Origin of the sequence: Rhodanobacter denitrificans (genome assembly GCF_000230695.2) — a bacterium.
Lineage (GTDB): Bacteria > Pseudomonadota > Gammaproteobacteria > Xanthomonadales > Rhodanobacteraceae > Rhodanobacter > Rhodanobacter denitrificans.
Genome location: NC_020541.1, coordinates 1,998,759 through 2,023,446, shown reverse-complemented (window position 1 = coordinate 2,023,446; position 24,688 = coordinate 1,998,759). Strand labels below are relative to the sequence as shown.

General features: G+C 63.9%; 27 protein-coding genes. 22 read left to right on the top strand and 5 right to left on the bottom strand.

Translation table 11 applies throughout. The features are described 5' to 3' along the window. The first annotated feature begins 110 nt into the window (after positions 1-110). Entirely contained in the window at positions 111-1,079 is a 969-nt protein-coding gene (locus R2APBS1_RS09125; protein WP_015447716.1) for an SOS response-associated peptidase family protein, read from the top strand. A gap of 16 nt (positions 1,080-1,095) precedes the next feature. On the opposite strand, the gene R2APBS1_RS09120 is transcribed toward R2APBS1_RS09125, so the two are convergent. After that, entirely contained in the window at positions 1,096-1,968 is an 873-nt protein-coding gene (locus R2APBS1_RS09120; protein WP_051061164.1) for a SprT-like domain-containing protein, read from the bottom strand. A 264-nt stretch (positions 1,969-2,232) separates the two neighbouring features. Here R2APBS1_RS09120 and R2APBS1_RS09115 point away from each other — a divergent pair, with 264 nt between their 5' ends. The 3 genes from R2APBS1_RS09115 (at position 2,233) to R2APBS1_RS09105 (ending at position 6,212) form a co-directional block, all read left to right on the top strand. Next, positions 2,233-2,472 (top strand): hypothetical protein, encoded by a 240-nt coding sequence (locus R2APBS1_RS09115; RefSeq protein ID WP_015447714.1) that lies wholly within the window; start codon positions 2,233-2,235, stop codon positions 2,470-2,472. A gap of 131 nt (positions 2,473-2,603) precedes the next feature. After that, positions 2,604-5,537 (top strand): Tn3 family transposase, encoded by a 2,934-nt coding sequence (locus R2APBS1_RS09110; protein ID WP_008209282.1) that lies wholly within the window; start codon positions 2,604-2,606, stop codon positions 5,535-5,537. Between the two features lie 39 nt (positions 5,538-5,576). Next, a complete protein-coding gene (locus R2APBS1_RS09105) occupies positions 5,577-6,212 on the top strand; it encodes a hypothetical protein (protein ID WP_008209284.1) in 636 nt (211 codons plus the stop codon). 80 nt (positions 6,213-6,292) lie between these two features. Here the strand turns inward: R2APBS1_RS09105 and merR are convergent, their stop codons facing one another. Further along, complete coding sequence (merR, locus tag R2APBS1_RS09100; RefSeq protein WP_008209286.1) at positions 6,293-6,700, bottom strand: mercury resistance transcriptional regulator MerR; 408 nt, start codon at positions 6,698-6,700, stop codon at positions 6,293-6,295. Between the two features lie 65 nt (positions 6,701-6,765). Between merR and R2APBS1_RS09095 the strand changes: the two genes are divergently transcribed. From R2APBS1_RS09095 to R2APBS1_RS09030, 14 genes are all read left to right on the top strand, one after another. Further along, complete coding sequence (locus R2APBS1_RS09095; RefSeq protein ID WP_153021737.1) at positions 6,766-7,359, top strand: hypothetical protein; 594 nt, start codon at positions 6,766-6,768, stop codon at positions 7,357-7,359. 111 nt (positions 7,360-7,470) lie between these two features. Continuing rightward, positions 7,471-7,692: a (2Fe-2S)-binding protein gene (locus tag R2APBS1_RS09090; protein ID WP_015447712.1), complete on the top strand. Its 222-nt coding sequence runs from the start codon at positions 7,471-7,473 to the stop codon at positions 7,690-7,692. 216 nt (positions 7,693-7,908) lie between these two features. After that, positions 7,909-8,193: a BufA1 family periplasmic bufferin-type metallophore gene (locus R2APBS1_RS09085; RefSeq protein WP_015447711.1), complete on the top strand. Its 285-nt coding sequence runs from the start codon at positions 7,909-7,911 to the stop codon at positions 8,191-8,193. 11 nt (positions 8,194-8,204) lie between these two features. After that, positions 8,205-9,077 carry an MNIO family bufferin maturase gene (gene bufB, locus R2APBS1_RS09080; protein WP_015447710.1) on the top strand — a complete coding sequence of 291 codons (873 nt, stop codon included), beginning with the start codon at positions 8,205-8,207 and terminating at the stop codon, positions 9,075-9,077. Then, the gene (locus R2APBS1_RS09075) at positions 9,052-9,801 is read left to right on the top strand and encodes an HvfC/BufC N-terminal domain-containing protein (protein WP_015447709.1); all 750 of its coding nucleotides are present in this window, start codon (positions 9,052-9,054) and stop codon (positions 9,799-9,801) included. The genes bufB and R2APBS1_RS09075 overlap by 26 nt, the downstream gene beginning before the upstream one ends. Positions 9,802-9,886: 85 nt before the next feature. Then, positions 9,887-10,249 (top strand): mercuric ion transporter MerT, encoded by a 363-nt coding sequence (gene merT, locus R2APBS1_RS09070; protein ID WP_015447708.1) that lies wholly within the window; start codon positions 9,887-9,889, stop codon positions 10,247-10,249. A gap of 19 nt (positions 10,250-10,268) precedes the next feature. After that, on the top strand, positions 10,269-10,547 hold the full coding sequence (gene merP, locus R2APBS1_RS09065; protein ID WP_015447707.1) for a mercury resistance system periplasmic binding protein MerP: 279 nt from the start codon (positions 10,269-10,271) through the stop codon (positions 10,545-10,547). 19 nt (positions 10,548-10,566) lie between these two features. Beyond that, the gene (gene merC / locus R2APBS1_RS09060) at positions 10,567-10,974 is read left to right on the top strand and encodes an organomercurial transporter MerC (protein WP_015447706.1); all 408 of its coding nucleotides are present in this window, start codon (positions 10,567-10,569) and stop codon (positions 10,972-10,974) included. 298 nt (positions 10,975-11,272) lie between these two features. After that, positions 11,273-12,997 carry a mercury(II) reductase gene (gene merA, locus R2APBS1_RS09055; RefSeq protein ID WP_015447704.1) on the top strand — a complete coding sequence of 575 codons (1,725 nt, stop codon included), beginning with the start codon at positions 11,273-11,275 and terminating at the stop codon, positions 12,995-12,997. 16 nt (positions 12,998-13,013) lie between these two features. Next, entirely contained in the window at positions 13,014-13,379 is a 366-nt protein-coding gene (gene merD / locus R2APBS1_RS09050; protein WP_008214502.1) for a mercuric resistance transcriptional repressor MerD, read from the top strand. Continuing rightward, a complete protein-coding gene (gene merE, locus R2APBS1_RS09045) occupies positions 13,376-13,594 on the top strand; it encodes a broad-spectrum mercury transporter MerE (protein ID WP_008214504.1) in 219 nt (72 codons plus the stop codon). Before merD ends, merE begins: the two co-directional genes overlap by 4 nt. A 72-nt stretch (positions 13,595-13,666) precedes the next feature. Then, complete coding sequence (locus R2APBS1_RS09040; protein WP_231381787.1) at positions 13,667-14,059, top strand: group III truncated hemoglobin; 393 nt, start codon at positions 13,667-13,669, stop codon at positions 14,057-14,059. Positions 14,060-14,070: 11 nt separating this feature from the next. Then, the gene (locus R2APBS1_RS09035; protein WP_008214509.1) at positions 14,071-15,426 is read left to right on the top strand and encodes a dihydrolipoyl dehydrogenase family protein; all 1,356 of its coding nucleotides are present in this window, start codon (positions 14,071-14,073) and stop codon (positions 15,424-15,426) included. A gap of 216 nt (positions 15,427-15,642) precedes the next feature. Beyond that, the gene (locus R2APBS1_RS09030) at positions 15,643-16,593 is read left to right on the top strand and encodes a CBASS cGAMP-activated phospholipase (protein WP_235645292.1); all 951 of its coding nucleotides are present in this window, start codon (positions 15,643-15,645) and stop codon (positions 16,591-16,593) included. A gap of 72 nt (positions 16,594-16,665) precedes the next feature. On the opposite strand, the gene R2APBS1_RS09025 is transcribed toward R2APBS1_RS09030, so the two are convergent. Further along, complete coding sequence (locus R2APBS1_RS09025) at positions 16,666-17,802, bottom strand: site-specific integrase (RefSeq protein WP_015447702.1); 1,137 nt, start codon at positions 17,800-17,802, stop codon at positions 16,666-16,668. Between the two features lie 109 nt (positions 17,803-17,911). Here R2APBS1_RS09025 and R2APBS1_RS09020 point away from each other — a divergent pair, with 109 nt between their 5' ends. Beyond that, entirely contained in the window at positions 17,912-18,850 is a 939-nt protein-coding gene (locus tag R2APBS1_RS09020) for a DNA-binding protein (RefSeq protein WP_015447701.1), read from the top strand. A 213-nt stretch (positions 18,851-19,063) separates the two neighbouring features. Next, positions 19,064-19,273, top strand: a complete 210-nt coding sequence (locus R2APBS1_RS09015; RefSeq protein WP_157769712.1) for a hypothetical protein — start codon at positions 19,064-19,066, stop codon at positions 19,271-19,273. A 97-nt stretch (positions 19,274-19,370) separates the two neighbouring features. On the opposite strand, the gene R2APBS1_RS19635 is transcribed toward R2APBS1_RS09015, so the two are convergent. Further along, positions 19,371-19,925, bottom strand: coding sequence for a tetratricopeptide repeat protein (locus R2APBS1_RS19635; protein WP_235642054.1), 555 nt, complete (start codon positions 19,923-19,925; stop codon positions 19,371-19,373). A gap of 134 nt (positions 19,926-20,059) precedes the next feature. Here R2APBS1_RS19635 and R2APBS1_RS19630 point away from each other — a divergent pair, with 134 nt between their 5' ends. After that, positions 20,060-21,166 carry a DNA-binding protein gene (locus tag R2APBS1_RS19630; RefSeq protein WP_157769711.1) on the top strand — a complete coding sequence of 369 codons (1,107 nt, stop codon included), beginning with the start codon at positions 20,060-20,062 and terminating at the stop codon, positions 21,164-21,166. Between the two features lie 63 nt (positions 21,167-21,229). Further along, entirely contained in the window at positions 21,230-21,439 is a 210-nt protein-coding gene (locus R2APBS1_RS09000) for a LuxR C-terminal-related transcriptional regulator (RefSeq protein ID WP_081602808.1), read from the top strand. Between the two features lie 96 nt (positions 21,440-21,535). Here the strand turns inward: R2APBS1_RS09000 and R2APBS1_RS08995 are convergent, their stop codons facing one another. Then, positions 21,536-24,688, bottom strand: coding sequence for an Rne/Rng family ribonuclease (locus R2APBS1_RS08995; protein ID WP_015447698.1), 3,153 nt, complete (start codon positions 24,686-24,688; stop codon positions 21,536-21,538).

The following is a 24,688-nucleotide window of genomic DNA, read 5'->3' as shown; positions in this document are numbered from 1 at the left end:
GCGGGCCGCCAGGTGCCGGGTAGACGATGACGCCGGCTGCCCCGCGGTCGCCACACCGATGACATCGAGCGGGTAGGATGGACAGTTAGGCGACATACGAGGAAGCGGTTATGTGCTACTCGGCCGAGGTGTGGGCGGGCTTCAGGGACTACGAACGGGAGTTTGGCGCGGAGCTGAGCATCCGGCGCTACGCAGCGTTGTTCTGGCAGAAGAACGCCGACGGCGGATGGCAAAAGATTCCCAAGGCCATGCGTGCCAGTTTTCGGCATCCGCGCGGGCCAGAGGAGATGGGGCTGGCCAAGCTCGTCGCCGAAGGTGATCGCACCCGTGCCGACCAACTGCGCAAGGAGATCACCGAGCAATCCGAGCGCCTTGCTGATGCACAGGTTGTGCTCGACTCGCCGCGCCCGACGAAGAAGGCGGCGAACGAGGCGCGCATCGCGACCAACAAGGTACAAGCGGCCCAGCGCGCTCTTCGGGTGTTGGAGCGCAAGACCTTGGAGCCGAACGATGCGCGAATCTACCCCGGCAGCTACGCGCCCGTTCTGATTGCCCACGAAGGCCGGCGCATCCTCGTGCCCATGCGATACCAATGCCGCATGCCTGGATGGACGGAGGCCGTCGAGCGCAAATACCCGGGGTCCTACAACGCCCGCCGCGATCGCCTCGAAGCGTCGTGGGGGCGGCTCTTTGGCCACCAGCACGGCGTCATCGTTGCCGACGCGGTGTACGAGAACGTGTGGCGGCACGCCGCCGAAGGTCGCGAGCTAGTGCCTGGGGAGGCGCCAGAAAACGTGGTGCTGGAGTTCCGCCCGGAGCCGCGACAGTACATGATGATTGCGTGCCTGTGGTCCTGCACGAAGGGACGCGCAGGGGAGCAGGACCTCTACTCGTTCGCCGCCATCACCGATGACCCGCCGCCGGAGGTGGCCGCGGCAGGACACGACCGCTTCGTCATCCAGATCAAGCCCGAAAATCTCGACGCGTGGTTGCAGCCCGACCCGACGAACCTGTCGGCGCAATACGCCATCCTCGACGATCGCCCGCGCCCGTACTACGAGCACCGTCTCGCGGCCTAGCACCGCGGAGCGCTGGTCAGTTCTTCAACTCAGCGGTACGTCGGGCGCCGTAGGCGTGGACGTCCGTTTCGACCTCGTACTGACGGCCGCCACAATGTCCACAGCGAATGTCCAACTTGGGCTTGCCCCAGACTTGCGCCTTGCAACCAGGGCACTTGTATTTTGTGCGACGGGAGCCGTTGCGCGCATCCGAGGGCCACTTGATGAGTTGCGCGGTACCGCGGTACGCCACCTCGGGCATGTCTCGGGGGTCGATTTCATCCAAAAGCTCGGAGGCGGCCAAGGAAGTGAGTTGCGAAGAAGCCTGCAATGGGCCCACATCTCCATCGTTCGCTGGGTCGGGAATTTGAGGGGCCGTCGTGTTGGGAATTTCCTTCGCTCGATAGTTCTCCGGCACCCGCATGCCGACTGGGACGGCAGTGGCATAGCGGTCGATCCACGACAGCACGAACTGGTCGTTGAGAAGATCGTCGGCGGCCACGTCGAATAAGCCACCATCGACGATGTAGTGCGATACGCGCTCGCCGGTCTCCCGACCACCAGGAGCGCCCGTGTCGGATGGCATGAGCCCGATGCACTTCATGAAAGTCGCCCACTCGGCATTGTGATAGCCGCGGCGGCCAGGCGTTCCACAGATTTCCTGTTGCAGATGCACGAGCTCGTGGCACAGGGTGCTTAGCGTGGCCTTGAGGGTGCGCGCGACAAAGTAGCTGGGATTGAGTGCCAGCTCGTGCGTAAACGCCCGACCATCGGCGCTCACAAAGCGTTTCGCGTGGAAGTAACCGAAGGTGGCCCGTTCGCGCTGGAGCGTGATCAAGCAAGGCGGCAGCACGCCGTGGAATAGTCGCTCATTGAAGTAGTCGAAAGCCTGCTGCAGCTCGTCGGCCATCTTAGGCGTCGGGAGCGGAGCCGAAAGCGGTCGGACCATATATGAACCCCTCCGTTTGCCATTGGATTGTGCAATCCAAGGCCGGATGTTGTCCAGCACATGCGCGCGTTGCGGGGTCCGGAACGTCTGCGCTGGACGGAGTAACTTACCTGCGCCGGCCGCTGCGGGATCTGGGCAGGCTGGAGCAAGAGGAGTTGCCGCATCGGCGGCTGGTGGTGCCATGGAACGGTCGCAATCCGCGACGCCAGCCCGAAGGACGTTCCGATGAAGCTCAAGCAGACCCTCGTGATCGCCGCCGCCCTGGTCGCCATGGCCGGTACCGCCAGCGCCGTCCAGGCGCCGCCGGCAAGGCCCGCGCCGACCCCGACCACGACTCCGGCCGGTGCCTTCTCCACGCCCCAGGCCCAGCAGGTCGAGTGCAGTCCCAGCGGCGAGTGCACGATCACGCTCCCGGACGGCACGGTGATCGTGGTCACGGTGTCACCTTGTTTTAGGTGCAAATAGTAACGCTTAGCCTCGTCAAGCAACTCTTTGATTTGACGGGGAATAATGTAGGCGCCCGGGAAGCAATCTTCATAAAATCAACAGTTTGCTGTTAGCCTCAGATCTTCTCCACGGAAAGGCCGGAGGTAGGCATGCAGTACTGGCAGGCGCCGTATCTTGGGCTGCGCACCATTCCCAAGGAGCTCAATCAGTTCGAGCTCCATGCCTTCTTCACTTACTCGGCCAAGGAACGGCGCGTCATTCTCGCCAAGCGCGACGCGCTGCACCGGCTGGGCCTGGCGTTGCAGATCGGCTTCATCCGGATGACTGGCAGCGTGCTTGCGGCCGTCAAAGTAGTCCCTGCCGAGCTATGGGCACATCTAGGCAAAACGCTGGAGATCACGACGCCGGATATTGCCTCGCTCCGCTCGCTATATCGCCGCCGGCCGACCTTGTTCGCGCACCAGAACGCCGCCATGGAAACGTTGGGTTTTGGTCGCATGTCCGAACACCAGCGCCGTGCCCTGGTGCGCTACCTGCGTGTCGAGGTGCTGTCCGAGTTCGATCGTCATCGTTTGAAAACACACGTCAAAACGTGGCTGTACGAGCACGGCATCCTCATTGAGGGCGAGCGCCCACTGAAGAGCGCCATCGATGTCGCGCTAAAGCTGGCCGAGGATGAACTCGGCACCGTGCTGCAGAAGGACGCCCCTTTCACTGTCCTCGATGCGTGGGTGCGGGCCTGCGACGAACCCCATCGCTCTGGTCTTTCCTTTCAGGAATGGCTTGCGCAAGCACCACGCCGGCAGTCGCTCCCCCAGATTCGCGAACAGTTCGAGCGGATCCAATACCTGACCCAACTCGGTGTGGCCGCACACCCCATGCCTTCCGTGTCGGATCACATCAAGCGCCATTACGCCCAGGCGATGGCAGATCGGCCACCCGCGGCGAGTAAGCGTATTGCGGCAACGCGCCGGACCATCGAGGTCGCCTGTTACCTGCAGACGGCGCTGTGCACCGCCACGGACCGGGTGCTGGCCATGACGCGCCAACACGTAGCCGATCTTTGGGGCAACGGGATGCGCGCCGTGGTCCAATCCGCCGAGGCGCGTGCGCGCACGCTGACCACCTTTGCGAAGGAAGTCCGCGAGCTGGCCCTCGATCGCTCCCTTCGCGAAGAGGATCTGCGTGCGGCGATTCTGCGTGCGGTGGAACAGGTCGGCGGCGGCAAGAAACTCAGCCGAGCGCACCTGACCCGTGAACAACTCCTCCTCAAAAACAACCGCCACTCGCGCTCGCTGTTGAAAATGCTGTGTGCGCTTCCCTTTGAGAGCGTGGCGCCGCACCCGGTTCGTCAGGCGCTGGACGCCTTGCGCGAGATCTATCTGCAGCGCAAACCAGCACTGCCCGAGGCGATACCGGTTCACCTCGGCAAAGTGTGGGACGACATGCTGGCAAATCCCGACCGGCAACGTGCCCTGCAGGCCTTCGAGGTGGCGACGCTGCTGGCGTTACGCCGTGCCCTGAAGAACGGCAGCGTGTATGTCGCGCACAGTTTCAGCTTCCGCAGTCGCGAAAGCATGCTGATTCCGTCCGCGGAATGGACCAAGAGCAAGACGCATCATTACGCGCGCTTGAAGCTGCCCCGCGACGCGAAGGAATTCACCGGTCCGCTGGTCGAGGAAGTGTCCAAGCAGCTCCAGCACCTGAGTGAAGCCGCGCAGGCTGGCGACGTCACCGTGGACAGAGACGGTGTGCACTTGCCCAAACTCCCGGCGGAGGACGTGCCGGAAGCCGTGATGGTGCTTCGGGATGCCCTGATGGAGCGCATGGGAGCGGAAGAGCTGCCGGGCGTCATGATGGAAGTGGACAGCCACACCCGCTTCAGCTGGACGCTGCTGGGCCGCGAGCCGCGCTCGATCGATGAGTTGCGCTTGGTGTATGCCGGTCTTCTTGCGCACGGCACGGCATTGTCCGCCGCCGATACGGCGCGCATGATGCCGGGCCTCTCCGCGGATGCCGTCAATCAGAGCATGCGTTGGATCGCCCAAGAAAAGCGCTTACGGGAAGCCAATACCGCCGTCTTCGAGTACATGCACAGCCACCCCATTGCCGAATCCTGGGGACGCGCCGATCTGGCGTCCGCGGACATGATGAGTCGTGAAACCGTCAAGAGCAGCCCCCTGGCACGTCGCGACCCGCGCACGAAGAAGAAGTCGATTGGCATCTACACGCACATCCATGACCGCTGGGGCATCTTTCACGACCAGCCCGTCGTGCTCGGCGAACGGCAACAGGGTGTGGCCTTGGAAGGGGTCCTTCGCCAAAGCACGGTCACGATCAACCAATTGGCGGTGGATACGCACGGTCAAACCGAATTCGGCATGTTCTTGGCGAAAACGGTGGGAAAGGATATGTGCCCACGGCTGCGTGATGCCAGCGCACACAAGCTGTATGTGACCCCGGCGATGACGGTGCCCGAGGGGCTGCGCAGCGTGATCGCCAAGAACCGAGCGCATCCTGAGAAGGTGGAGCCCGTATGGGATGAATGGGTCCGCATGGCGGCCTCCACCCATGTCGGCAAAGCGAGCGCGGTCGACATCCTGTCCCGCTTCGGCTCCGCCGCGGCCGGTGAGCAGTTGTACGACGCGGGCGTCCAGATCGGCCGATTGCTACTCACGCTCTATCTGTGCCGCTGGTTCACGCTACCCGACTTCCGCCGGGAAATCCTGCGCACCCTCAATCACGGGGAACGTGTCCATGTGCTGGAGCATGCGCTGGAAACGGGCAAGGTGCCGCGGCATCAGATGAGCCACAACGCGCGCCTCCGAAGTGTCTCCTCCGCCATCACGCTGTTGAGCAACATCGTCATGGCGTGGACCACGGCGCGCATGCAGCAATCGCTCGCGACCTTGCCCGCCGACATCGCAGCCCTCGCGGTGCCCGAGAACCTGCGCCATATCGCGCCGATCCAGGAGCGTCTCGTGAATTTTCGCGGGCTGTTCCTGTTCCCGGTCGAGCGGTACATGGCGCGGTTGCTGCCCACCCTGCAGCCGGTCAGGCCGGTGCTGCGGAACATGCGTTAACGTCGTTGGAAGCCGCCACGCGTTCGCACGGAATCCCGCATGACCTCCCAACGCAAATCGCCCGCCGAAGCGGCTGCCGGATTAAAGCTGCCACCGGATGTGTCCTTTCACCGCGACCCTTTGCCGGACGGTATCGCCTACGTCTTTCGGCACGCCGAACTGGGGGAGTTGGGACGCCTGCGCGTCACAGGTACCGCGTCCGGCGAAACCTGCGTGGTCACCGACATCGCCGGCGACGAACGGGAGGCGATGTTTGCCCAGCGGCGCGCGATATTGGAACCCCTGTCGCACCAGATCGTGACGGCGCTGGAGTCCATTCGCGGTCCGAGCAGTACGCCACCACCACCCTTGGCGGCAAAGCACTCGCTGCCCGGCGGCACCATCCCCGTCGAAGAAGTGCGTTGCGACCGCTGCGGTGCATGGGTGGCTTTGCTGGTGTTTGCCGAAGGCGCCACCGATCATGGTCGGTTCGAAGACGTCGCGCGGCAGATGTACCCGCACTACGCGGTCACCACGGTGCCGACCTACATCATTGGTCCCGAGCAAGGCAGCACGCCCGCCAATTTCCGAGCCGCCATCCTGAAGGTATGGCCGCAGCGCGAACCGATCACGACGTTGACCCCTGACCAGTTTCGGTCGCGCATCACGCGGCTGCTGACGGGGCATTGCCGATAAGCCGGCGAACAGCTTGCCTTCATGTCCGGCTGATCCACCAAAGAGTGCGCCAGGCTGTCAGGCGTCGCCGGCAGGACGTCTCAACGGCCATGCAGGGAGGCGATGAGGGGGCAGGTAATGGTGCCGCGATGCGAATGACATTGCGCGACCAATCGAGCCAGTACGGTTTCCATGCGCTTGAGGTCTTTCAGGCGTCCCCGCACGTCGGCCAGGTGCTGCGCGGCGAATTGTGCCGCCTCACTGCAATGGGTGCCGTCCTCCAGGGCGAGCAACTGTGCGACTTCGTCGAGGCTGAAGCCCAAACGCTGCGCTGACTTGATGAATTTCACACGAGCGACATCGGTATCACCATAGCGGCGGATGCTGCCATAGGGTTTGTCCGGTTCCGGAAGCAGCCCCTTGCGCTGATAAAACCGGATGGTTTCCAGGTTGACCCCCGCGGCTTTGGCAAACGCACCGATGGTCAGTTGTTCCGATGGCTTCCCCATACCCATTGACTCCGTACATGACTACGGACATAGCGTACACCCACCTCACCCCCTGGGAGACGTTCGTGTTCATTCACTTCTACACGGTGCCGCTCGTGTGCGAGGCGGTGCCGCAGATCGGTTGCGGGTGCCTTGCCAAACCCGTTTTGGCACGCCTGGAGGTTCATCCTGATATTGCAGAGGTTTGGCTGCACCATCGCGGTGACGTGATCGCGATCAAATGGCTGCGTGAGCTTCGGGTCGACCAGCAGGTCGGCCTCCTGCGTGCTGCCCTCGGCGGTGACAGCCAGGTTGCTTTGGTAGCTGCCACGACGGCGTCGGCGTTGCTTGCCACATTTCCGAACCCTTCATACTGGTACCGGCGCGAGACGGTCGATCAGCTCAGTCAGGAGGAGGCGCACACCATGGCCGCCCGTCTCGTCCAGCGGCTGTCGCAAGCACGCGTTCCGTTGCCCGATGGGGCCGCGCTGCAATGCGATCTCGCGTGTGCGCTGCTAGAGGTTCTTGTGGCAGACGAGGCCTTGCCTATCGAAGCTCGACTTGCCCGGCTACTCGGGGTGGCGCGAAACACATTCCAGCAGCATCTCGGACCGAACGCGCTGCCGCAGCTGGAGGCGTGGTTGACGCCCGCTGCGCTCCTGCCCGAGGCCGCGGGTTGACGTGCCGACTTCGCGTCAGATGGTGGGTACGACTCCGTGCTTCAGGACCGACATCTGCGATCCGCCGCGTCTCAGGCTACGACAGGACGGCTCCGCCACGCGAGTTGGATCATGACTGACGTTTGCGTGTGCCACAGCGTGACCGAGGAGGACATTCGCCACGCGGTGGTGGCCGGGGTGCGCAGTTTCGAAGCATTGCAGTGGCTCACCGGCTGCTCGGGTGGCTGCGGAGGCTGCGAGCAGGAAGCACGCCAGCTGCTAAGCGACATCATCACGGAAATCGCATGCGCACATCCGACCTTCCATCTCAGGCCGAGCCACGATGGGCAGTAGGACGTCGGTCAAGGCTCCCGCGGTCTTGGCAATCCACGCTTGATGTCGTACCGAAGTACGGCAGTAGGCTCTGCGCCATGGGCGGAGATTGACCGGACACGCGGTTCGAAGATGAGGATGGCTGCTGGTCGACACGGGAAAGTTTCTGCATGGGTTACCGATTGTCATTTTCAAAGAAGGCCAGAGTGTTTCTGGCCACGTACTGGAGAGTTGAGAATGAATACCGCATCGATTCTGAAATCCGTTCTGGCGGGAGGACTCACGTTGGGTCTGACCACAGTCGCAGCGGCCGCAGGCATGCAGAGCAAACCGATGTCAATGAGTCATATGGAGAAGTGTTACGGCATCAACGCTGCGCAGAAGAACGACTGCAAAGCAGCAGGCCACTCCTGCGCCAGCCAGGACACCAAGGCCCGCGATCCAAACTCTTTCGTCGCGGTGCCCAAGGGCTTGTGCGAGAAGATCGACGGCGGCAAACTCGAACCGGCACAGAAGGGCTGAGCAACACCACGATGCACGACGCGAGCACGCTCGCGGCGCCACCGATCTCGGCTCCTTCTGGAGTCGGGATCGGTCTGCGTGCGCCACACATGCAGCGGGTGTTGAGCGAACGTCCGCGCGTGGCGTGGTTCGAGGTGCACAGTGAGAATTTGTTTGCCGACGGCGGAGCACTGCATGCGGCGATCGAGCATGTGCGCGCCGACTATCCGCTGAGCCTGCACGGTGTCGGCCTCTCGCTGGGATCAGCCGACACATTCGACGACGAGCATCTGGCGACGCTGTGTGCGCTGGTGCAACGCTTCGAACCGGGGCTGGTCTCCGATCACATTTGCTGGGGCGCGATCGGCGGCATCCACCTCAACGACCTGCTGCCGCTACCGTTCACCCGGGAGGCGCTGGACCTGATAGTGACGCGCGTGCAGCAGGTGCAGGACGCGCTGGGCCGCGAGTTCCTGGTCGAGAACGTTTCCAGCTATCTCACGTTCCAACACGCCGAGATGAGCGAGTGGGAGTTCGTCGCCGAATTGATACGTCGCAGTGGCTGCGGCCTGTTGCTCGACGTCAACAATGTCTACGTCAACAGCGTCAATCACGGCTTCGACGCGCATGCCTATCTGCGTGCGATGCCGCGCGCGGCGGTGCGCGAGATCCACTTGGGTGGATTTATTCGCAAGACCGATCTCGCGGTACCGCTATTGATCGACAGCCACAGCCGGCCGGTGGATGCCGAAGTCTGGGCGCTTTATGCCGGGGCACTGGATCTGTTCGGCCCCGTACCCACCCTGATTGAGTGGGATCAGGACATCCCCGAACTTGAGGTGTTGCTGGCGGAAGCCGGCCGCGCGGAGGCCCTGCTCAATGGTCACCGCACCCACATTGCTTGAGTTGCAACGCGGTTTCGCCAACGCCGTGCTCGATCGCGGCAGTGACCTCGCGCAGTGGGTTGTCGGTGCCGGCCTCGCCCCCGCTGCACGGTTGCAGGTGTACGGCAACGCCATCGCCAGTACGCAGATCGAAACGCTGCGCGCCACGTACCCCGCGGTGCAAGCGCTGGTCGGCGAGGCCTTCTTCGAGGCCGCAGCGACGCGCTATCGCCTGCATCATCCGTCGACGCGCGGCAACCTGCAGGCGTTCGGCGGCGCCTTCGCCGCGTTTCTGGCCACGATGCCCGAAGCGGCAGCACTTGCCTATTTGCCTGATGTGGCGCAGTTGGAGTGGCTACGCCAGCAGTCCGCACTGGCCGCTGAAGCATCGCCACTGGCTCCGGCCACGCTCGATGACACGACATCGTTGTCCTGGCGGTTGCATCCCAGCGTGCGCCTGCTGGGCAGTACGCATCCGGTGCTGACGATCTGGCGTTACGCCACCGCCCCCGAAGGCGAGCGGCTGCAGCTGGATGGTCGCGGCGAACAGGTCGTGTTGTGGCGTGACGGCGGCGAGGTGGCGATGACCGTGCTGGACGCAGCGAGCTTCGCCTGCATCGCCGCGCTGATCGATACGCGTGATCTGGAGGCCGCGTATGCGGCGGCTCGGGCCATCGACGGAGCATTCGATCTCGCGGTTTGTCTGCGCAGTCTGCTGAAGCACCAACTGATTGCAGCGGGTTGACGCTAAAAATTCTTGCGCTTGACTCTGTACCTAAGTACGCGAATAGAGTGCTCCCATAGTCGCCCCCATCCACGCAGAGCCCTCCATGAAAAATACCCAAGTCGTCAAGAAAACAGGTTCCGGCGCTCTTCTGGCCGGGGGTATCACCGCACTACTGGCGTCGACCTGTTGCCTTGGTCCCCTGGTCTTGGTCGCCCTTGGGTTCAGTGGCGCCTGGATCGGCAACCTGACTGTGCTTGAGCCGTACCGCCCGTACTTTATCGGTGCAGCGCTGATCGCGATGGTCTTCGCCTGGCGACGCATCTACCGGCCTGCTACGGCGTGCGCGCCTGGTGACGTCTGCGCTGTGCCGCAGGTCAGGACCACCTACAAAGTCTTGTTCTGGATCGTCGCAGCCCTGGTGCTCGTGGCGCTGACCTTTCCCTATCTCGCCACGCTGTTTTACTGACCCGTCGGAGGATCCACCCATGAAGAAACTTGCCGCTCTCATCGTCCTTGCCACCGCCATTTCCGCGCCTGCCTGGGCGGCTACGAAGACCGCCACCCTGTCGGTGTCCGGTATGACGTGTGCCGCATGTCCCATCACCGTCAAGAAAGCGCTGTCCCAGGTTCCCGGTGTCGAAAAGACCGAGATCCTGTTCGACAAGAAGGAAGCCGTTGTGACCTTCGATGATGCCAAGACCAGCACCCGGGCACTCGTCAGCGCCACGACGGATGCGGGCTACCCCTCCACCGTTAAGAATTGAAGCGCCCGAGGTCATTCCCATGTCTCTCACTCCACTCACACGCACCGCCGACAAAGCGGGCGTAATCGGGGCCATCGTCACAGCGATGGGATGCGCTGCTTGCTTTCCTGCACTCGCCAGCCTGGGCGCCGCGATCGGATTGGGCTTTCTGAGCCAGTACGAGGGCGTATTCATCCATTACTTGCTGCCACTGTTTGCGATGGTCGCCTTGCTTGCCAACGGGATCGCCGGCTTCCGTCATCGGCAGTGGTTACGCATGGCCCTTGGCGTGATCGGACCGGTCTTGGTGCTGATCGGGGCCTTGCGCATGGCGGCGTGGCTGCTCTATCCCGGGCTGGTCTTGATGGTCGCGGTATCCATCTGGGATCTGGTATCGCCGCCGGGAAAGGGGCACCGCGGTGCGAAGCGAGACGACGCCTGCTGTTGAACACTCACCCCACCTTCCGCGGGTGGAGATGTGGGATCAAACCCCGTGGAGTACCGGCGTTCGTTGGATCACCCTATCGGAGATGACACCCATGAAAGCATGGCTGAGTGCCAAGAAAACCGACCTCATCACGGCCGCGATCGTCATCGGCATCGTGCTTTTGTTGATCGTCGTGGTGCCCTATTGCTGCTAACGGAAGGTGCCGTCACTGCGATGGTTGATGGGGCCCTCTATTGATTCAACGGTGTGCCGCTCTGCTTCGAACCGAAGCGACACGCGTTCATTTGCCAGGAACATCATGAACGAACAAACCCTCTCTGTGATCGGCATGACGTGCGCCGATTGCGCCCGACATGTTGAAAAAGCGCTCCGGGCGTTGCCTGACGTCGTCGCCGCTGACGTCGCCTACCCGCAAAATGTGGCGCACGTCCGTAGTACCCAGCCATTGACGGTGGAGCAACTCAACGCGGGTCTGCCGCAAAACTACCGGATCGCCGCCGCCTCGGCACCGCAAGCCGACACACTCGCGCGCAAGTCCTCCATGCTCGACCAGGCCTTGGGCTCGCTGGGTGGTTGGTTCAAGCCGCGTGGCGATGTCGACCGCACGCCCACCGCTTCGGAGCAGCGACTGCACGTTGCTGTCATCGGCACGGGCGGCGGGGCCATGGCGGCAGCGCTGAAGGCCGTTGAACTCGGCGCCCGGGTGACCGTCATCGAGCGCGGAACCGTCGGTGGTACCTGCGTCAATATCGGCTGCGTGCCGTCGAAGATCATGATCCGCGCCGCGCACGTGGCCCACCTGCGTCGAAGCAGTCCGTTCGATGACGGCATCTCCAGTACGGGGCCGGTGGTTCGGCGTGACCGACTGCTCGCCCAACAGCAAGGTCGTGTCGACGAACTGCGTCACGCCAAGTACGAGGGGATTCTCGATACCAACCCCAACATCCAGCTGCTGCGTGGCGAAGCGCGTTTCAAGGACGCACACACGCTCGTCGTCACGTCGACGACGGGGCGTGGTGAATCGGAGGTGTCTTTCGATCGCTGCCTGATCGCCACGGGTGCCCACGCGGCGGTGCCGCCCATCCCCGGCTTGAAGGACACCCCGTATTGGACGTCCACCGAGGCATTAGCCAGTGACGCGATTCCGCCGCGGCTCGCCGTCATCGGCTCGTCAGTGGTTGCGGTGGAATTGGCGCAAGCCTTCGCGCGGTTGGGCAGTCACGTCACCATCTTGGCGCGCAGCAGCTTGTTCTTTCGCGAAGATCCGGCCATCGGCGAGGCGATCACGGCGGCGTTCCGTGCCGAAGGCATCGAGGTGTTGGAGCACACCCAGGCCAGCCAAGTTGCCCATGCCAACGGTGAATTCGTGCTCACCACCGGGCACGGCGAAGTGCGTGCCGATCGGTTGCTGGTGGCCACGGGCCGGACCGCCAACACGCGTGACCTCGCGCTGGAGGCGGCGGGTGTTGCGGTGAATGCTCAAAACGCCATCGTGGTCGATCGCGGTATGCGAACCAGTGCGCCGCACATCTATGCTGCGGGCGATTGCACCGACCAGCCGCAGTTCGTCTACGTGGCGGCCGCCGCCGGTACACGTGCCGCCATCAACCTGATGGGGGGCGAGGCGACCTTGGATCTCACCACCATGCCGGCGGTGGTGTTCACGGAGCCCCAAGTCGCGACCGTAGGCCTTAGCGAGGCGGAAGCGCACCTGCAGGGTATCGAGACGGATAGCCGCACACTTTCACTCGATAACGTGCCGCGGGCGCTCGTCAATTTCGACACCCATGGCTTTATCAAGCTGGTGGCCGAAGCGGGTAGCGGCCGGCTCATCGGGGTGCAGGCGGTGACGCCGGAAGCCGGCGAGATCATCCAGGCGGCCGCACTGGCGATCCGGGCGCGCATGACCGTGCAGGAGCTTGCCGATCAGTTGTTCCCGTACCTGACGATGGTCGAGGGCCTGAAACTGGCGGCACAGACCTTCACCAAGGACGTCAAGCAACTTTCCTGCTGTGCCGGATGAGGAGACGGGGTGTTCGATGAACGCCTACACCGTGTCACAGCTGGCTAAAGACGCCGGCGTGAGCGTGCATATCGTGCGTGACTACCTGGTGCGCGGGCTGCTGCATCCGGCCGCGCGCACCGATGGAGGTTATGGCGTGTTCGACGCGAACGCCCTGCACCGGCTTTGTTTCGTGCGGTCCGCGGTCGAGGCAGGGGTCGGCCTGGACGTCGTGACGCGACTGTGCCGGTCGCTGGATGCATCGAATGCCGATAAGACGGTGATGTGCCTGGCAGAGGTAGGCGGAATCGTCGATGAGCGGCGGCAGGCATTGGTGGGGTTGGAGGCGCAATTGAGCGCGCTGCGGGCAGAGGTTGGTCGACACGAAGAGGCACGGCGATGAACGGTCACGAGCGCAAATCCATCACGGGTTACCTGTGGGCCGGGCTGGCTGTGCTGACGTGCCCGTGTCACCTCCCGATCCTGGCCGCGCTCTTGGCGGGTACGACGGCCGGCGCCTTTTTCAGTGCGCACTGGGTCATCGCGGCACTGGGGTTGATCAGCTTGTTCGGGCTATCCGTGTGGCGGGCGATACGTGCGTTTGGAGGACGCGTATGAGCGGTTTGATGCACGGCCGGCTTGAATTCGTCGAGGGCCGATCGGACGCATCCGCATGCCCTTGAGCGCCAGGTGAAAACGATCGCCATGGATTCGCGTGAACTGAACTCACCGGAGGCCATTGCCGACTTCGTGGACGCCTTTTACGCCAAGGTGAGGGTTGATGCCGCGCTTGGACCGATCTTCAAAGACGTTGACCTGCAGCAACATATACCAAAGATTCGCGCGTATTGGCGCAAGATGCTGCTCGGTGACCATGAGGGCTATCGACGCAACATGATTGCCCAGCACATGGCGCTGCACACGCGACATTCCTTGCACCACCACCACTTTCAGCGGTGGTTGGCGTTATTTGTGGCAACCGTGGACGAGCAATTCCGCGGGCACGCCGCCATCCAGGCCAAGCGCCTTGCGTCCACGATCGCTGTCAACCTCGAAGCGCTGCTCGACGTCCGTCGGAAGTAAAGGAGCATGGCATGAACCCAAATGAGAGTTTCGACCTGATCGTGATCGGGGCCGGTACCGGCGGTACGGGCGTCGCCCGCATGGCTGCGGCGGCAGGCTGGAAGGTCGCCGTGGTCGATAGCTTGCCTTATGGCGGTACGTGCGCCTTACGCGGGTGTGACCCCAAAAAAATGCTGATCGCCGTGACCGAGGGCGTCGACTGGGCGCGCAACTTGAAAGGCAAGGGGCTTCGGGCGCAAACCGCTGTCGATTGGCCCGACATGATCGCTTTCAAGCGCAGCTTTACCGACCTCATGTCAGGTCGGATCGAAGCCGGGATGCAGCGGGCCGGTGTCGTTCCCCTGCATGGCCAGGCCCGCTTCACCGGACCAAACACGATTGAAGTGAATGGCGAACTCCTGACCGCTCGGCATTTTCACCTTGCCACCGGCGCCCGGCCGATGACCTTGAATATCCCGGGCGAAAACCTGCTGATCACCAGCACCGACTTCCTCGAATTGCCGGAGCGGCCGGACAGGGTCGTCTTCGTCGGCGGCGGATTCATCGCGATGGAATTTGCCCACATCTGCAAACGCGCCGGCTCAAGGGACGTCACGGTACTAGAAATGATGAAGCGCCCGTTGGGCAATTTCGACCCCGACATGGTCGGCATGCTTTCCGAAGCGACCGCCGATCTGGGCATCGACCTGCGGACCGAGGCCAGGGTGTTGACGATCGAGCAGGACGGCGCCGGGTTCATCGTGACCTATGAAACGCCGCAAGGCACCCAGACCATTGCCTGCGACAGGGTGGTGCATGCCACCGGGCGCGTGCCCAACATCGAGCATCTCAACCTGGACGCCGCGGGCGTGGCCTACGGCCGTAAGGGCATCCAAGTCAGTCCCTTCATGCGCACGACCAACCCGGCGATCTTCGCGGCCGGCGACTGCGCGGACAGCGGCCCCAATCTCACCCCGGTCTCGGCCAACGAGGGCCGGATCGCGGGCAAGAACCTGCTCGCCGGAAAAGACGAGCGCGCGATCCACTACCCGCCGATCCCCAGCGTCGTCTTCACGCTTCCGCCCGTGGCGTCCGTCGGGCTGTCCGAAGACGCGGCACGCGAGCAGGGGCTGGACTTTGACGCGCATTTCGAGATAACCGCGCAGTGGTATTCCTCCCTGCGCGTGGGCGCGCGACACAGCGCCTACAAGGTGTTGGTCGAGAAAGGCAGCGGGAACATCCTGGGCGCGCATCTGATCGGCCCCGGCGCCGAGGAACAGATCAATCTGCTCGCCATGGCCATGGGCGCTGGACTGACGGCGAACAAGCTCAAGGGCATCATCTTTGCCTATCCCAGCTATGCCTCGGACATCAGTTCGATGGTGTAGCAGGCGCGCCAAGCAAAAAGTCCGCACGGCGTGTAGCTTTCCTGACGTGACCTAGTGCAGCACCTCAACCCACGCGAGGCGCATAACGAACTCGTCAAGACAAGGGCAGCCTTCGCGTTTCCTCTCATGCATCGAAGAGTCCAAGCCAGCACACCCTCTGCCATGCATTTAGCGCAACCCCCATCGCCTCGTGCCGGTACCGCCCGGTTGTTTTCGGTGCTCACCCTGGATGGGGGCGGCGCCCGCGGTTATTTGACACTCAAGATTCTCGAATGCGTCGAAGCGTATTTGAATACGCTGACTGATAACGCGCTGCCGCTGGGGGCGCGTTTCGACCTCATCTGTGGTACGTCGACGGGCGGGATCATCGCACTGGCGCTGGCACTGGGCCGACCGGTGAGCGAGATATCCGCCCTGTATGAAAGACACGTGCCGCGCATCTTCGGTTCAACGATGCGGCGCTTCGGGTGGATGAGAAATTTCCGCCCCCGTTACCGCAGCGACGCCTTACGCGAGGCGATGCATGCGTTCTTCGGCGACCTCACCTTAGGCGCGGTGCAGACGGATGTCTGCGTCACCGCGGCCTCGCTGACCAATGCACGACCCCATCTCTTCCGCAGCGATTACGCGAAGCCAGGCCCATGGCGTGGCGAAGATCGTCTCGCCGATCTGGCATTAGCCACCTCGGCGGCGCCAACCTTCTTCGCCGCCCACGCGACGGAACGCCTGAGCGATCTCGTCGATGGTGGGCTCTACGCCAACAACCCCGCGCTACTCGGTGTGGTGGAGGCGTTCCAGTTCAGCCGCCCGAGTCGGCGCGGTATCGCGCCGCCTCACGACCTTGGTGCCACGTGCCTGGCACAACTGGCCGTATTGTCGATAGGCACCGGTGAGCAATGTGCCATGCCCTATACCCCAGAACGCTTGCGTAACGGCGGTTTGCTGGCCTGGGGTGCGCACTTCCACAACGTCATCGACGAAAGCCAGTCGCAGTACACCAATCTGTTGGCGGCGGGCCTGCTGGGTACCGCCTACCACCGCATCAACCCGCGTCTGGATTTTCCGATGGCCATGGATGACGTGCGTCGTTTGCCCGCACTGAAAAACCTGGCGGAATTGTCCGTGTCGGATGAGGAATTTTTACGCACCCGCATGGCCATCTTTTGAATCGGGTCATCGGATGCGCCAGGCGGGGTGATGTTTGTGCGCGGATAGCCCGCGTGGAGCACGCGCCGGCGGTCATGACGCATCGTCGCCCGAAACCGATGAGGGGGACGATGCGTGCGACGCATGCAGGATGCCATCGTCGAGCAGGCGCGCCGCGGGATTGTCGGTCACGCCACCGGCCTGGAAGTACCCGATTACGCTGCCCACCGCGCGGTGCTCGGTCATGGCCATCAACGCCGGCAGCGCGATGCCTTGGCGGCCGCCTTCGGTGACAAAGCCCGAGCGCAGACTGTGCCCGCCGAAGTCCCCCTCCAACCCAGCCATCGCGGCGCGGCGTTGCACGATGGCTGCGACCGAGGCGGGTGAGAGGCCGCCACCAATGCGGTGCCGCCACAGCCGACGGAAGATCGGGCCGTCCGTGAGCTGAGCCGCCGCCAGCCAAGCGGCCAGTGCGTCGGCCGCGGGACCCAGGATGGGCTTGTCGGGCGTGGCGGTGACGCTCGGTCCGGCCTGTTGGGTCTTACTGTGCCCCAGGTGGTACACGAACGCGCGCTCGCCGACCCGGCGCAGATCGCTCAGGTCCGCGGCGGCCACTTCACTGCGTCGGCGCCCGCCGCTGGCGAACGCGAACAGCAGCAGCGCGCGATCGCGCACCCCGGTCAGGGAGGCATCGCAGGTGGCCAGCAGCGCGGCCAGCTCGGGCTGGGTGATCGCGGTCTTCTTGGTGGGGCGGTCGCCGCGTTTGACCGCGGCGCGGCGGGCGCGGGCCAGCAGGTGACGGACGGCCGGCTGCTCGCACGGGTTGGCCACGCGACGCCACTGGTGCGCTTTGGACAGCACGGCGATCCGATGGCTGATCGTACTCAACTTCAGCGGCCCCAGGCGTTGTTTGAGGCCGGCCTCGACCAGTGCGGCATCCAGTGCGGGCGGCAGCTCCCAGGTGAGCGCCGATTCGCTCCGACGGGCCAGGTGGTCGACGATGAACTGGATCACCACCGCCTCGGGCAATGGCAGGGCAAACGGCTGGCCGTAGCGGCCCTGATACCAGGCGGCGCAGTAGCGCAGCGCGCTGGCATAACTGCGCGCGGTGTTCGCCGACGCCGCTTCGGCCAGGATGTCGCGCACGGCCGCCGCCGCTTCCGTGGCCAATTGCTCCGGCGGAGCGATAGGAGGCAGGGTGGGAAGTCGCAAATCGCTGTTTCTTTTCATATGTAGTATGTAAGATAAGTAACGATTAGAAAGGCCTACTTGCGATAACGATCTATTATCGCTTGTATAGCACCAAACCCGGTCACGCCGCACAGAGGAAAGCTTCGCCATGGCCAAAGGCATCACCGAAGCGCAGGTTCACGCCGCCGCCGACGCCCTCGTGGCCGCCGGCGAGCGCCCCACGGTGGAGCGGATCCGCGCCCACCTCGGTACCGGCTCGCCGAACACCGTCACCCGGCTACTCGATTCGTGGTGGCAGGCGCTGGGCGCCCGATTGACCGCACAGCAGGCGATGGCATCGATCCCCGACGTCCCCGCCGGAATCGCCACCCTGGCGGAACAATGGTGGGCACAGGCGTGGCAGCAGGCGCGCGAGGCCGTGCATGCCGACCTTGCCCGTGAGCGGCAACAACTCGCCGACGATCGCGTGGCGCTTGATCGTGAACGAGAGACCCTTCAACAGGCGCACGCGCAACTCCAGCAAGCGCTCGCGCAGGCGCAGCAGGCCGAAACGGCCATGGCGGCACGCTTGGCCGATATTCAACGGCTCGTCGAGCAGCAAGCCGCACAACTGGCGGATCTGACCCAGCAGCGGGAAGCGCTGGAAGCGCGTAACGGGCGACTGGAAGCGGAGTACCTCAGCGTCACAGCGCGCCTGCAGGCCCAGGAAGCCACCGCGGCCGCCGAACGCGAATCGCTGGCCCAGCAACTGCGCGCCGCGGAAGATCATGGCCACGCCGAGGTGGATCGCGCCCGCCAGGAGAGCAAGGGATGGCGCACCCGGCTGACCGCTGTGGAGAAGGAACGTGCTGCCGAGCGCGAGAAGCATCGGCACGAACTGACCACCGTCCGCGCCAGTTTGACCACGGCGCAGCAAGACGTGGCGGCGTACCGGGCGCGTGTCGAGACGCTGGAGCGCCAATGGGCCACGTTGGGCGATCTGCCCGCGATCCTTCGGGCCCAAGGTCAGGCCACGAAGGTTAAGCGCCCAGGAGCGGCCAAGAAGGCCGCAAAATCGGCCAGGCCTCGCACGCGTTCCTCCCGTTGACGATGCCGGCCCCGCCGAGTCAATCCGACCCACCGCAAGGTCGAAGTGTCACTATTTGCAGCAAAATCATCGCGGACCACCGCCGATCAGCCCGAATTAGGGTCTCAAAAAGGGGTAACAGCAACTCTTTGATTGAAATGATATTTGCTAAACTCGCAAGATCTTTTTATTAATACAATCAATGTGTTGCCGAATGGCGCGAAGCGTTACTTTTTGCACCTAAAACAAGGCAGCACCACGCTGGCCAACACCGAGGCGGCCGCCGCGGCCGCCGACGCGCAGGTATCGCTGGCGCAGGTCAGGCTGTTTCTCGCCCTGGGGGGGGGCTGGCAGAGCGCGCGCCAGATACCGGTCATCCCGCACGACGCAGCGCGCGCGCGGCAGGACGGGCGGGCACGCGCGAGCCACAAGCCCACGCCATAACATGCCGATACCCCGTCGGCGCCGGCGTCAGGCAAATGAACCCGAGGTGCCTTGCGCATGCCTGCGGGGCATGGCAAGCCGCGCCACCAGCAGCGATCTAGATACCGCTTGCGAAGCGCACCACCGATCCGCGACCGCGGTCACCGGCCATGGCGTGACACCGCGCCGCCCCATCCGCCGGGCACGCAGGAGCAACCGAGGATCGGCTCGTGGCTCGCTCAAAAGTGATTGATCCTCGCCTTGCGGCATTGCTGTACCCACCTGCGCGCGCTCCGCACAGGCTCGGTCGCCAGCCTGCAAGCGCACCTCGACCATGGTCTGCCAGTTGCGGGTACACAGGGGTGCCGAGTTTCGGACCCAACGACCACGACTGACGGGCCAGCTTTTCGGCGTCGCTGAAATTCTTCAGCCGCAACGCAATCTCTGCCCGATCCTGCAGCAGGTCCGATGAGTCGGGGGCAAGCTTCAAGGCCTGGTCCAGCGTGTGCGCGGCCGCGCCGTATTGGCCGGCCAACTCATCGTGTCGCGCCGCAACCTGCATTTCGGTGAACGACGGTTCGCTCAGCGGGATGACGTCGATAACGGACTTACTACGGCGCGAATCGCCGCCACCATGTCGTAGGCGCCCAGCCGCGTCGCTCGGAAACGCCATTTCGTACTGCCGGCAGGGCCAAATTCACCTTCTGACCGGGTCAGGCGGGATAATCCAACATTATCCCGCCTGAGAAAGAGCGGGTTTCTGTGGCGTCTTGTGTGATTGATCGGTATGTAATTACATGGTATGTAATGCATTATGAAATCCATCGAGAGACCGATATGGCACGTGGTGGCTTGTACAAGACCGAGGTCCAGAAGGCGCGGAACAGTCTGTTGGCGCAGGGAAAGCATCCTTCGGTCGACGCCTTACGGGTGGCCTTGGGTAATACCGGCTCCAAGACCACCATCCACCGCTACCTGAAGGAACTGGAAGCCGAGGACGGGCCGCGTGTCGGTGCGACGGTGGCGATCAGCGATGCCTTACAGGATCTAGTCGGCCGGCTGGCCGAACGACTGCACGAGGAGGCCGAGGTCCGGATCACCGCGGCGCAAGAACGCTTCACGGCGGAACGCCAAGCGCTGACTGCCACCGTGGAACAGCACCGCCAAGAAGCGACTGCGCTCAGCACGCAGCTGCAGCGTACCGATATCGCCCTGCAAGACGAAAAGGCTGCCCATGAACAGGCCCAACAAGGGCTTCGTGATCGCGCGTTGCTCGTCCAGCAGTTGGAGGAGCGGGTCGCCGGCATGACCACTCGGCTGACTGAGCACGAAGCGCACATTCAGTCGCTGGAAGACAAACACCAGCATGCCCGCGATGCCTTGGAGCACTATCGGACGGCAGTCAAGGAACAGCGCGACCAAGAGCAGCGCCGGCACGAACACCAGGTGCAGGGACTGCAGGTCGAGTTGCGACAAGCCAACGACACCATCACGAGCAAGAATCACGAGCTACTGCAGCTCAACCGCGATAATGCCCGGATGACCGAGCATATCAATCAGCTCGACAAGGAGTTTCGCCAGTTCCGCACCGAGCATCAGAAACTGCAACACGCCTACGACGCGAATCTGCCGCTGGCCAAGGAGCATCCGACCTTGCAGATGCGGTTGGCCCAAGCCGAACAAGGGCAGGCGCATCTGCAAACCCAGCTCGCAGCGGCCGAAACTCAATTGACCACCGAACGGGATCACCGGCGAGAGGTGGAGACCCAGCGCGCCGCCAGCCAGGCACGGTTGGACGTACTGGAAGAAATGTTTGCTCGACTGCGCAACGTCAGTACCACTGAGGTTGATGTCCATGAGGCTGAAGCGGTGCCTCGTGCGAATCCGGCACGATCGAACGTCCGGCGTCGTTAGCTGCGACAAAGATAGGTCGTTGTTATATAGGCTGTTTTACCGCTTATTTTATACTGTCGGGGGATGGGCACAAATAGCCAAGTGGCGATGATGCTGGTGCGCGGCAAACCGCTGACCATCATTGGCGAACAGCTCAACCTGAGTCCCAAGACCGTGTCCACCTACAAACAGCGCCTGATGGAGAAACTGCACGTGGACCACGTGCTCAGCCTGGCCCATCTGATGACCGTACATGGACTGATCGATACTCCGAATCACCACGTCGGCAATTGATGCAACAGGCCAGGCATCCGGGTGATCGGAAGCGGTAAAAAAAAACCGGACGTGAGGTCCGGTTTTTTTCGTCGTGCTGCACGGTGGCGTGACCACTCAGCTGTTCGTGTCGCCCTTGTGCGCGTCGGACTCGTCGTGCGAGCGCGGCGAGGCAGGTTCGCTTTCCTCGCTGAGCGACGGCAGCGGCCTTGCCGGGTGATTCGGCTGGGCCAGCAAATCGCCTTGCGTGGGTTGCTGCAGCGAAGTCACGGGATCGGTTGCCGATTCAGGCTTGTCGGTGGCAACCGCCGGTACCGCCACGCTCATCGAAGGGTCGACCTCTTGCGCAAACGGCGCGGTCGGTGCCGAAGCTGTAGCCGACCCGGGAATCACGACCGTCGGGCTTGCCGCAGTCACTGCTGCCAGCGCCGGCTGCGTGCTCGACGATGCCACGACCGTCGATGACACCGTGTCGGAAGCCGGCCGACTGATCGTCGTCGGTGTGGTGGCGGCTATGGTGACGGCCATCGGAAGAGGATCCGCCTTCGTCGCATGGCTATCCCCGGCGCTCATCGCGACTGCGGCAGGTTGCGGTTCTGGCGCAGGCGTGCTCGCCGGGGTAATCCGGACAAGATCGTGTTCGTCAGCCGCGGCCGTTGCCACTGCGGATTTCACCGGGTCGGGAATCGGCGGCAGGGTTGGCAGGTTGAATGCCGTGGCGGCAGGCACCGTGGCACTGATCTCCGCGTCAATGGAAGGCGTGGTGCCCGTTTCGATCGGCCGGGCAGGCATCGGTGGGCGAGCCGGCACGATGGCCGGTGCGGTGTCGCCATCGCTTGCGGCGACCACGGGCGACGATTCACGCGGCGACGGCGCACTGTGCGAAACCGGGGTCGCTGCAGTGGCGTCTGCAATGGCTTCCTCGCGATCCTCGTCGTCAAGCGCCAGGGCGCTGTCGATGTCCGTGCCGTTCGTGGCGGTTTCGTCGTGACGTCGGCGCCGGCGGCCACCACGACGACCGCGGCGGCGGCGCGCCTGGCTGCCTTCGGCATCCAGGGGGCTGTCGGCAGATTCGGGCACCGACGAGGCGGCCAGCGGTGCGAGCAACGGCTCGGCTTCCTTCACGGCATCATCCGGTGGTGCCGCGGTGGGGCGCTCGTCGACGGTGATGCGCGGCTGGCGTTCGACCTTGGGCGACTGCGGCGGATTCGGCTTGCGCTCTGCACGCGCAGGGGTGTTCTCGGTTGCTGCGGCCGGTTTGGGCTGGCGATCCGCCCTGGCGGCCTGGGCCTGGGATTGCTGCGCCGGGCGCGGCTGGGTCTCGTTGCCGCGCTGACGGTTGCCGCGGGCCGGCTGCTGGGCAGAGGGCTTCGACGAGCCTTGCTGGGCGGCCTCGCGCCGCGGCTGGCGCGGGGATGGTGCGCCCGAGCTGGCGCCGGGACGATTGCCACGCTCGTCACGACGGCTGCGGCTGCTGCCGTCGCCGCCGTTGTCGACGCGTTTCGGTATCGGCGCGGGTGCTGCCGCTTCCGCGCTGCGGAACCAGCCAAACAGGCGCGAGATGATGCCGCCGCTTGGCGCTGCGGCGGCGGGTGCTGCCGCCGCTTGACGGCGTGCGGCCGGCGGAGCCGCCGCAGCGACCGGTGCGGCGACTTCTTCGCGCACCGGTGCCGGACTGGCCGGCACGATGCCGCTTACGGCAGGCTGCTCGCCGCTGCCCAGGGTCTGGCCCATCTTCGGCAGTTCGCTGGCCTCGACCGCGGTGAGGCGTTCGTAGCTGGGCTTGCTGTGCTCGCCCATCTCCGCCTCGCGGATGCGCTGGATCTCGATGTGCGGGGTTTCCAGCTTCTCGTCGGCGACAATCACCACGTGCGCCTTGTGGCGCAGCTCGATCTCGACCACGCTGGCGCGCTTCTCGTTGAGCAGGAAGTTGGCGACGCTGGTGGGCGCCTGCACCAGCACCTGGCCGGTGTTGTCCTTCATCGCGTGCTCTTCGATCAGGCGCAGGGTGGACAGCGACAGCGATTCCACACCGCGGATGTGGCCGTGGCCTTCGCAGCGCGGGCAGGTGATCTGGGTGGCTTCGCCCAGGCTCGGGCGCAGCCGCTGGCGCGACATCTCGAGCAGGCCGAAGCGCGAGATGCGGCCAATCTGTACGCGCGCGCGATCCAGCTTCAATGCATCCTTCAGGCGATCTTCCACTTCACGCTGGTGCTTGGGGCTGTCCATGTCGATGAAGTCGATCACCAGCAGGCCGCCGGCATCGCGGATGCGCGCCTGGCGGGCGATTTCCACCGCGGCCTCGCAATTGGTGTTGAACGCCGTTTCCTCGATGTCGCTGCCCTTGGTGGCCTTGGACGAATTGACGTCGATCGCGGTCAGCGCCTCGGTTTGATCGATCACGATCGAACCGCCCGACGGCAGGCGTACCTGGCGGTCGAACGCGCTCTCGATCTGCGTCTCGATCTGGTAGCGGGTGAACAGCGGGGTGTCGTCGCGATACAGCTTGAGCTTGCGCAGGGCGTTGGGCATCACCTGCTGCATGAAATCGCGGGCGTCGTTGTACAGCGGTTCGTCGTCGATCAGGATCTCGCCGATGTCGCTGCGCAGGTAGTCGCGCAGGGCACGGATGAACAGCTTCGATTCCTGGTAGATCAGGAACGGCGCCTTCTGCTTGCTGGCCGCTTCGGAGATCGACTTCCACAGGGTCAGCAGGTAGTCCAGATCCCACTGCAGCTCTTCGGCATCGCGGCCGAGGCCGGCGGTGCGCACGATCAGGCCGACATCGTCAGGCACCGTGACGTGATCCAGCGCCTCCTTCAGCGCCTGCCGGTCCTCGCCCTCGATCCGGCGCGAGACGCCGCCGGCCTTCGGGTTGTTCGGCATCAGCACCATGTAGCGGCCGGCCAGGCTGATGAACGTGGTCAGGGCAGCGCCCTTGTTGCCGCGCTCCTCCTTTTCCACCTGCACGACGACTTCCTGGCCTTCCTTGATCAGCTCGCGGATGTTCGCCTTGTGCGGGTCCAGACCCGGGGTGAAATACTCGCGGGAGATTTCCTTCAGCGGCAGGAAGCCATGACGTTCGGCGCCGTACTCGACGAAGCAGGCTTCGAGTGAAGCCTCAACCCGAGTGATTCGACCCTTGTAAATATTGGACTTTTTCTGCTCCCGCGAAGGGATTTCGATGTCCAGGTCGTAGAGGTTCTGGCCATCGACAATGGCCACGCGCAACTCTTCACGCTGAGTCGCGTTGATCAACATGCGTTTCAT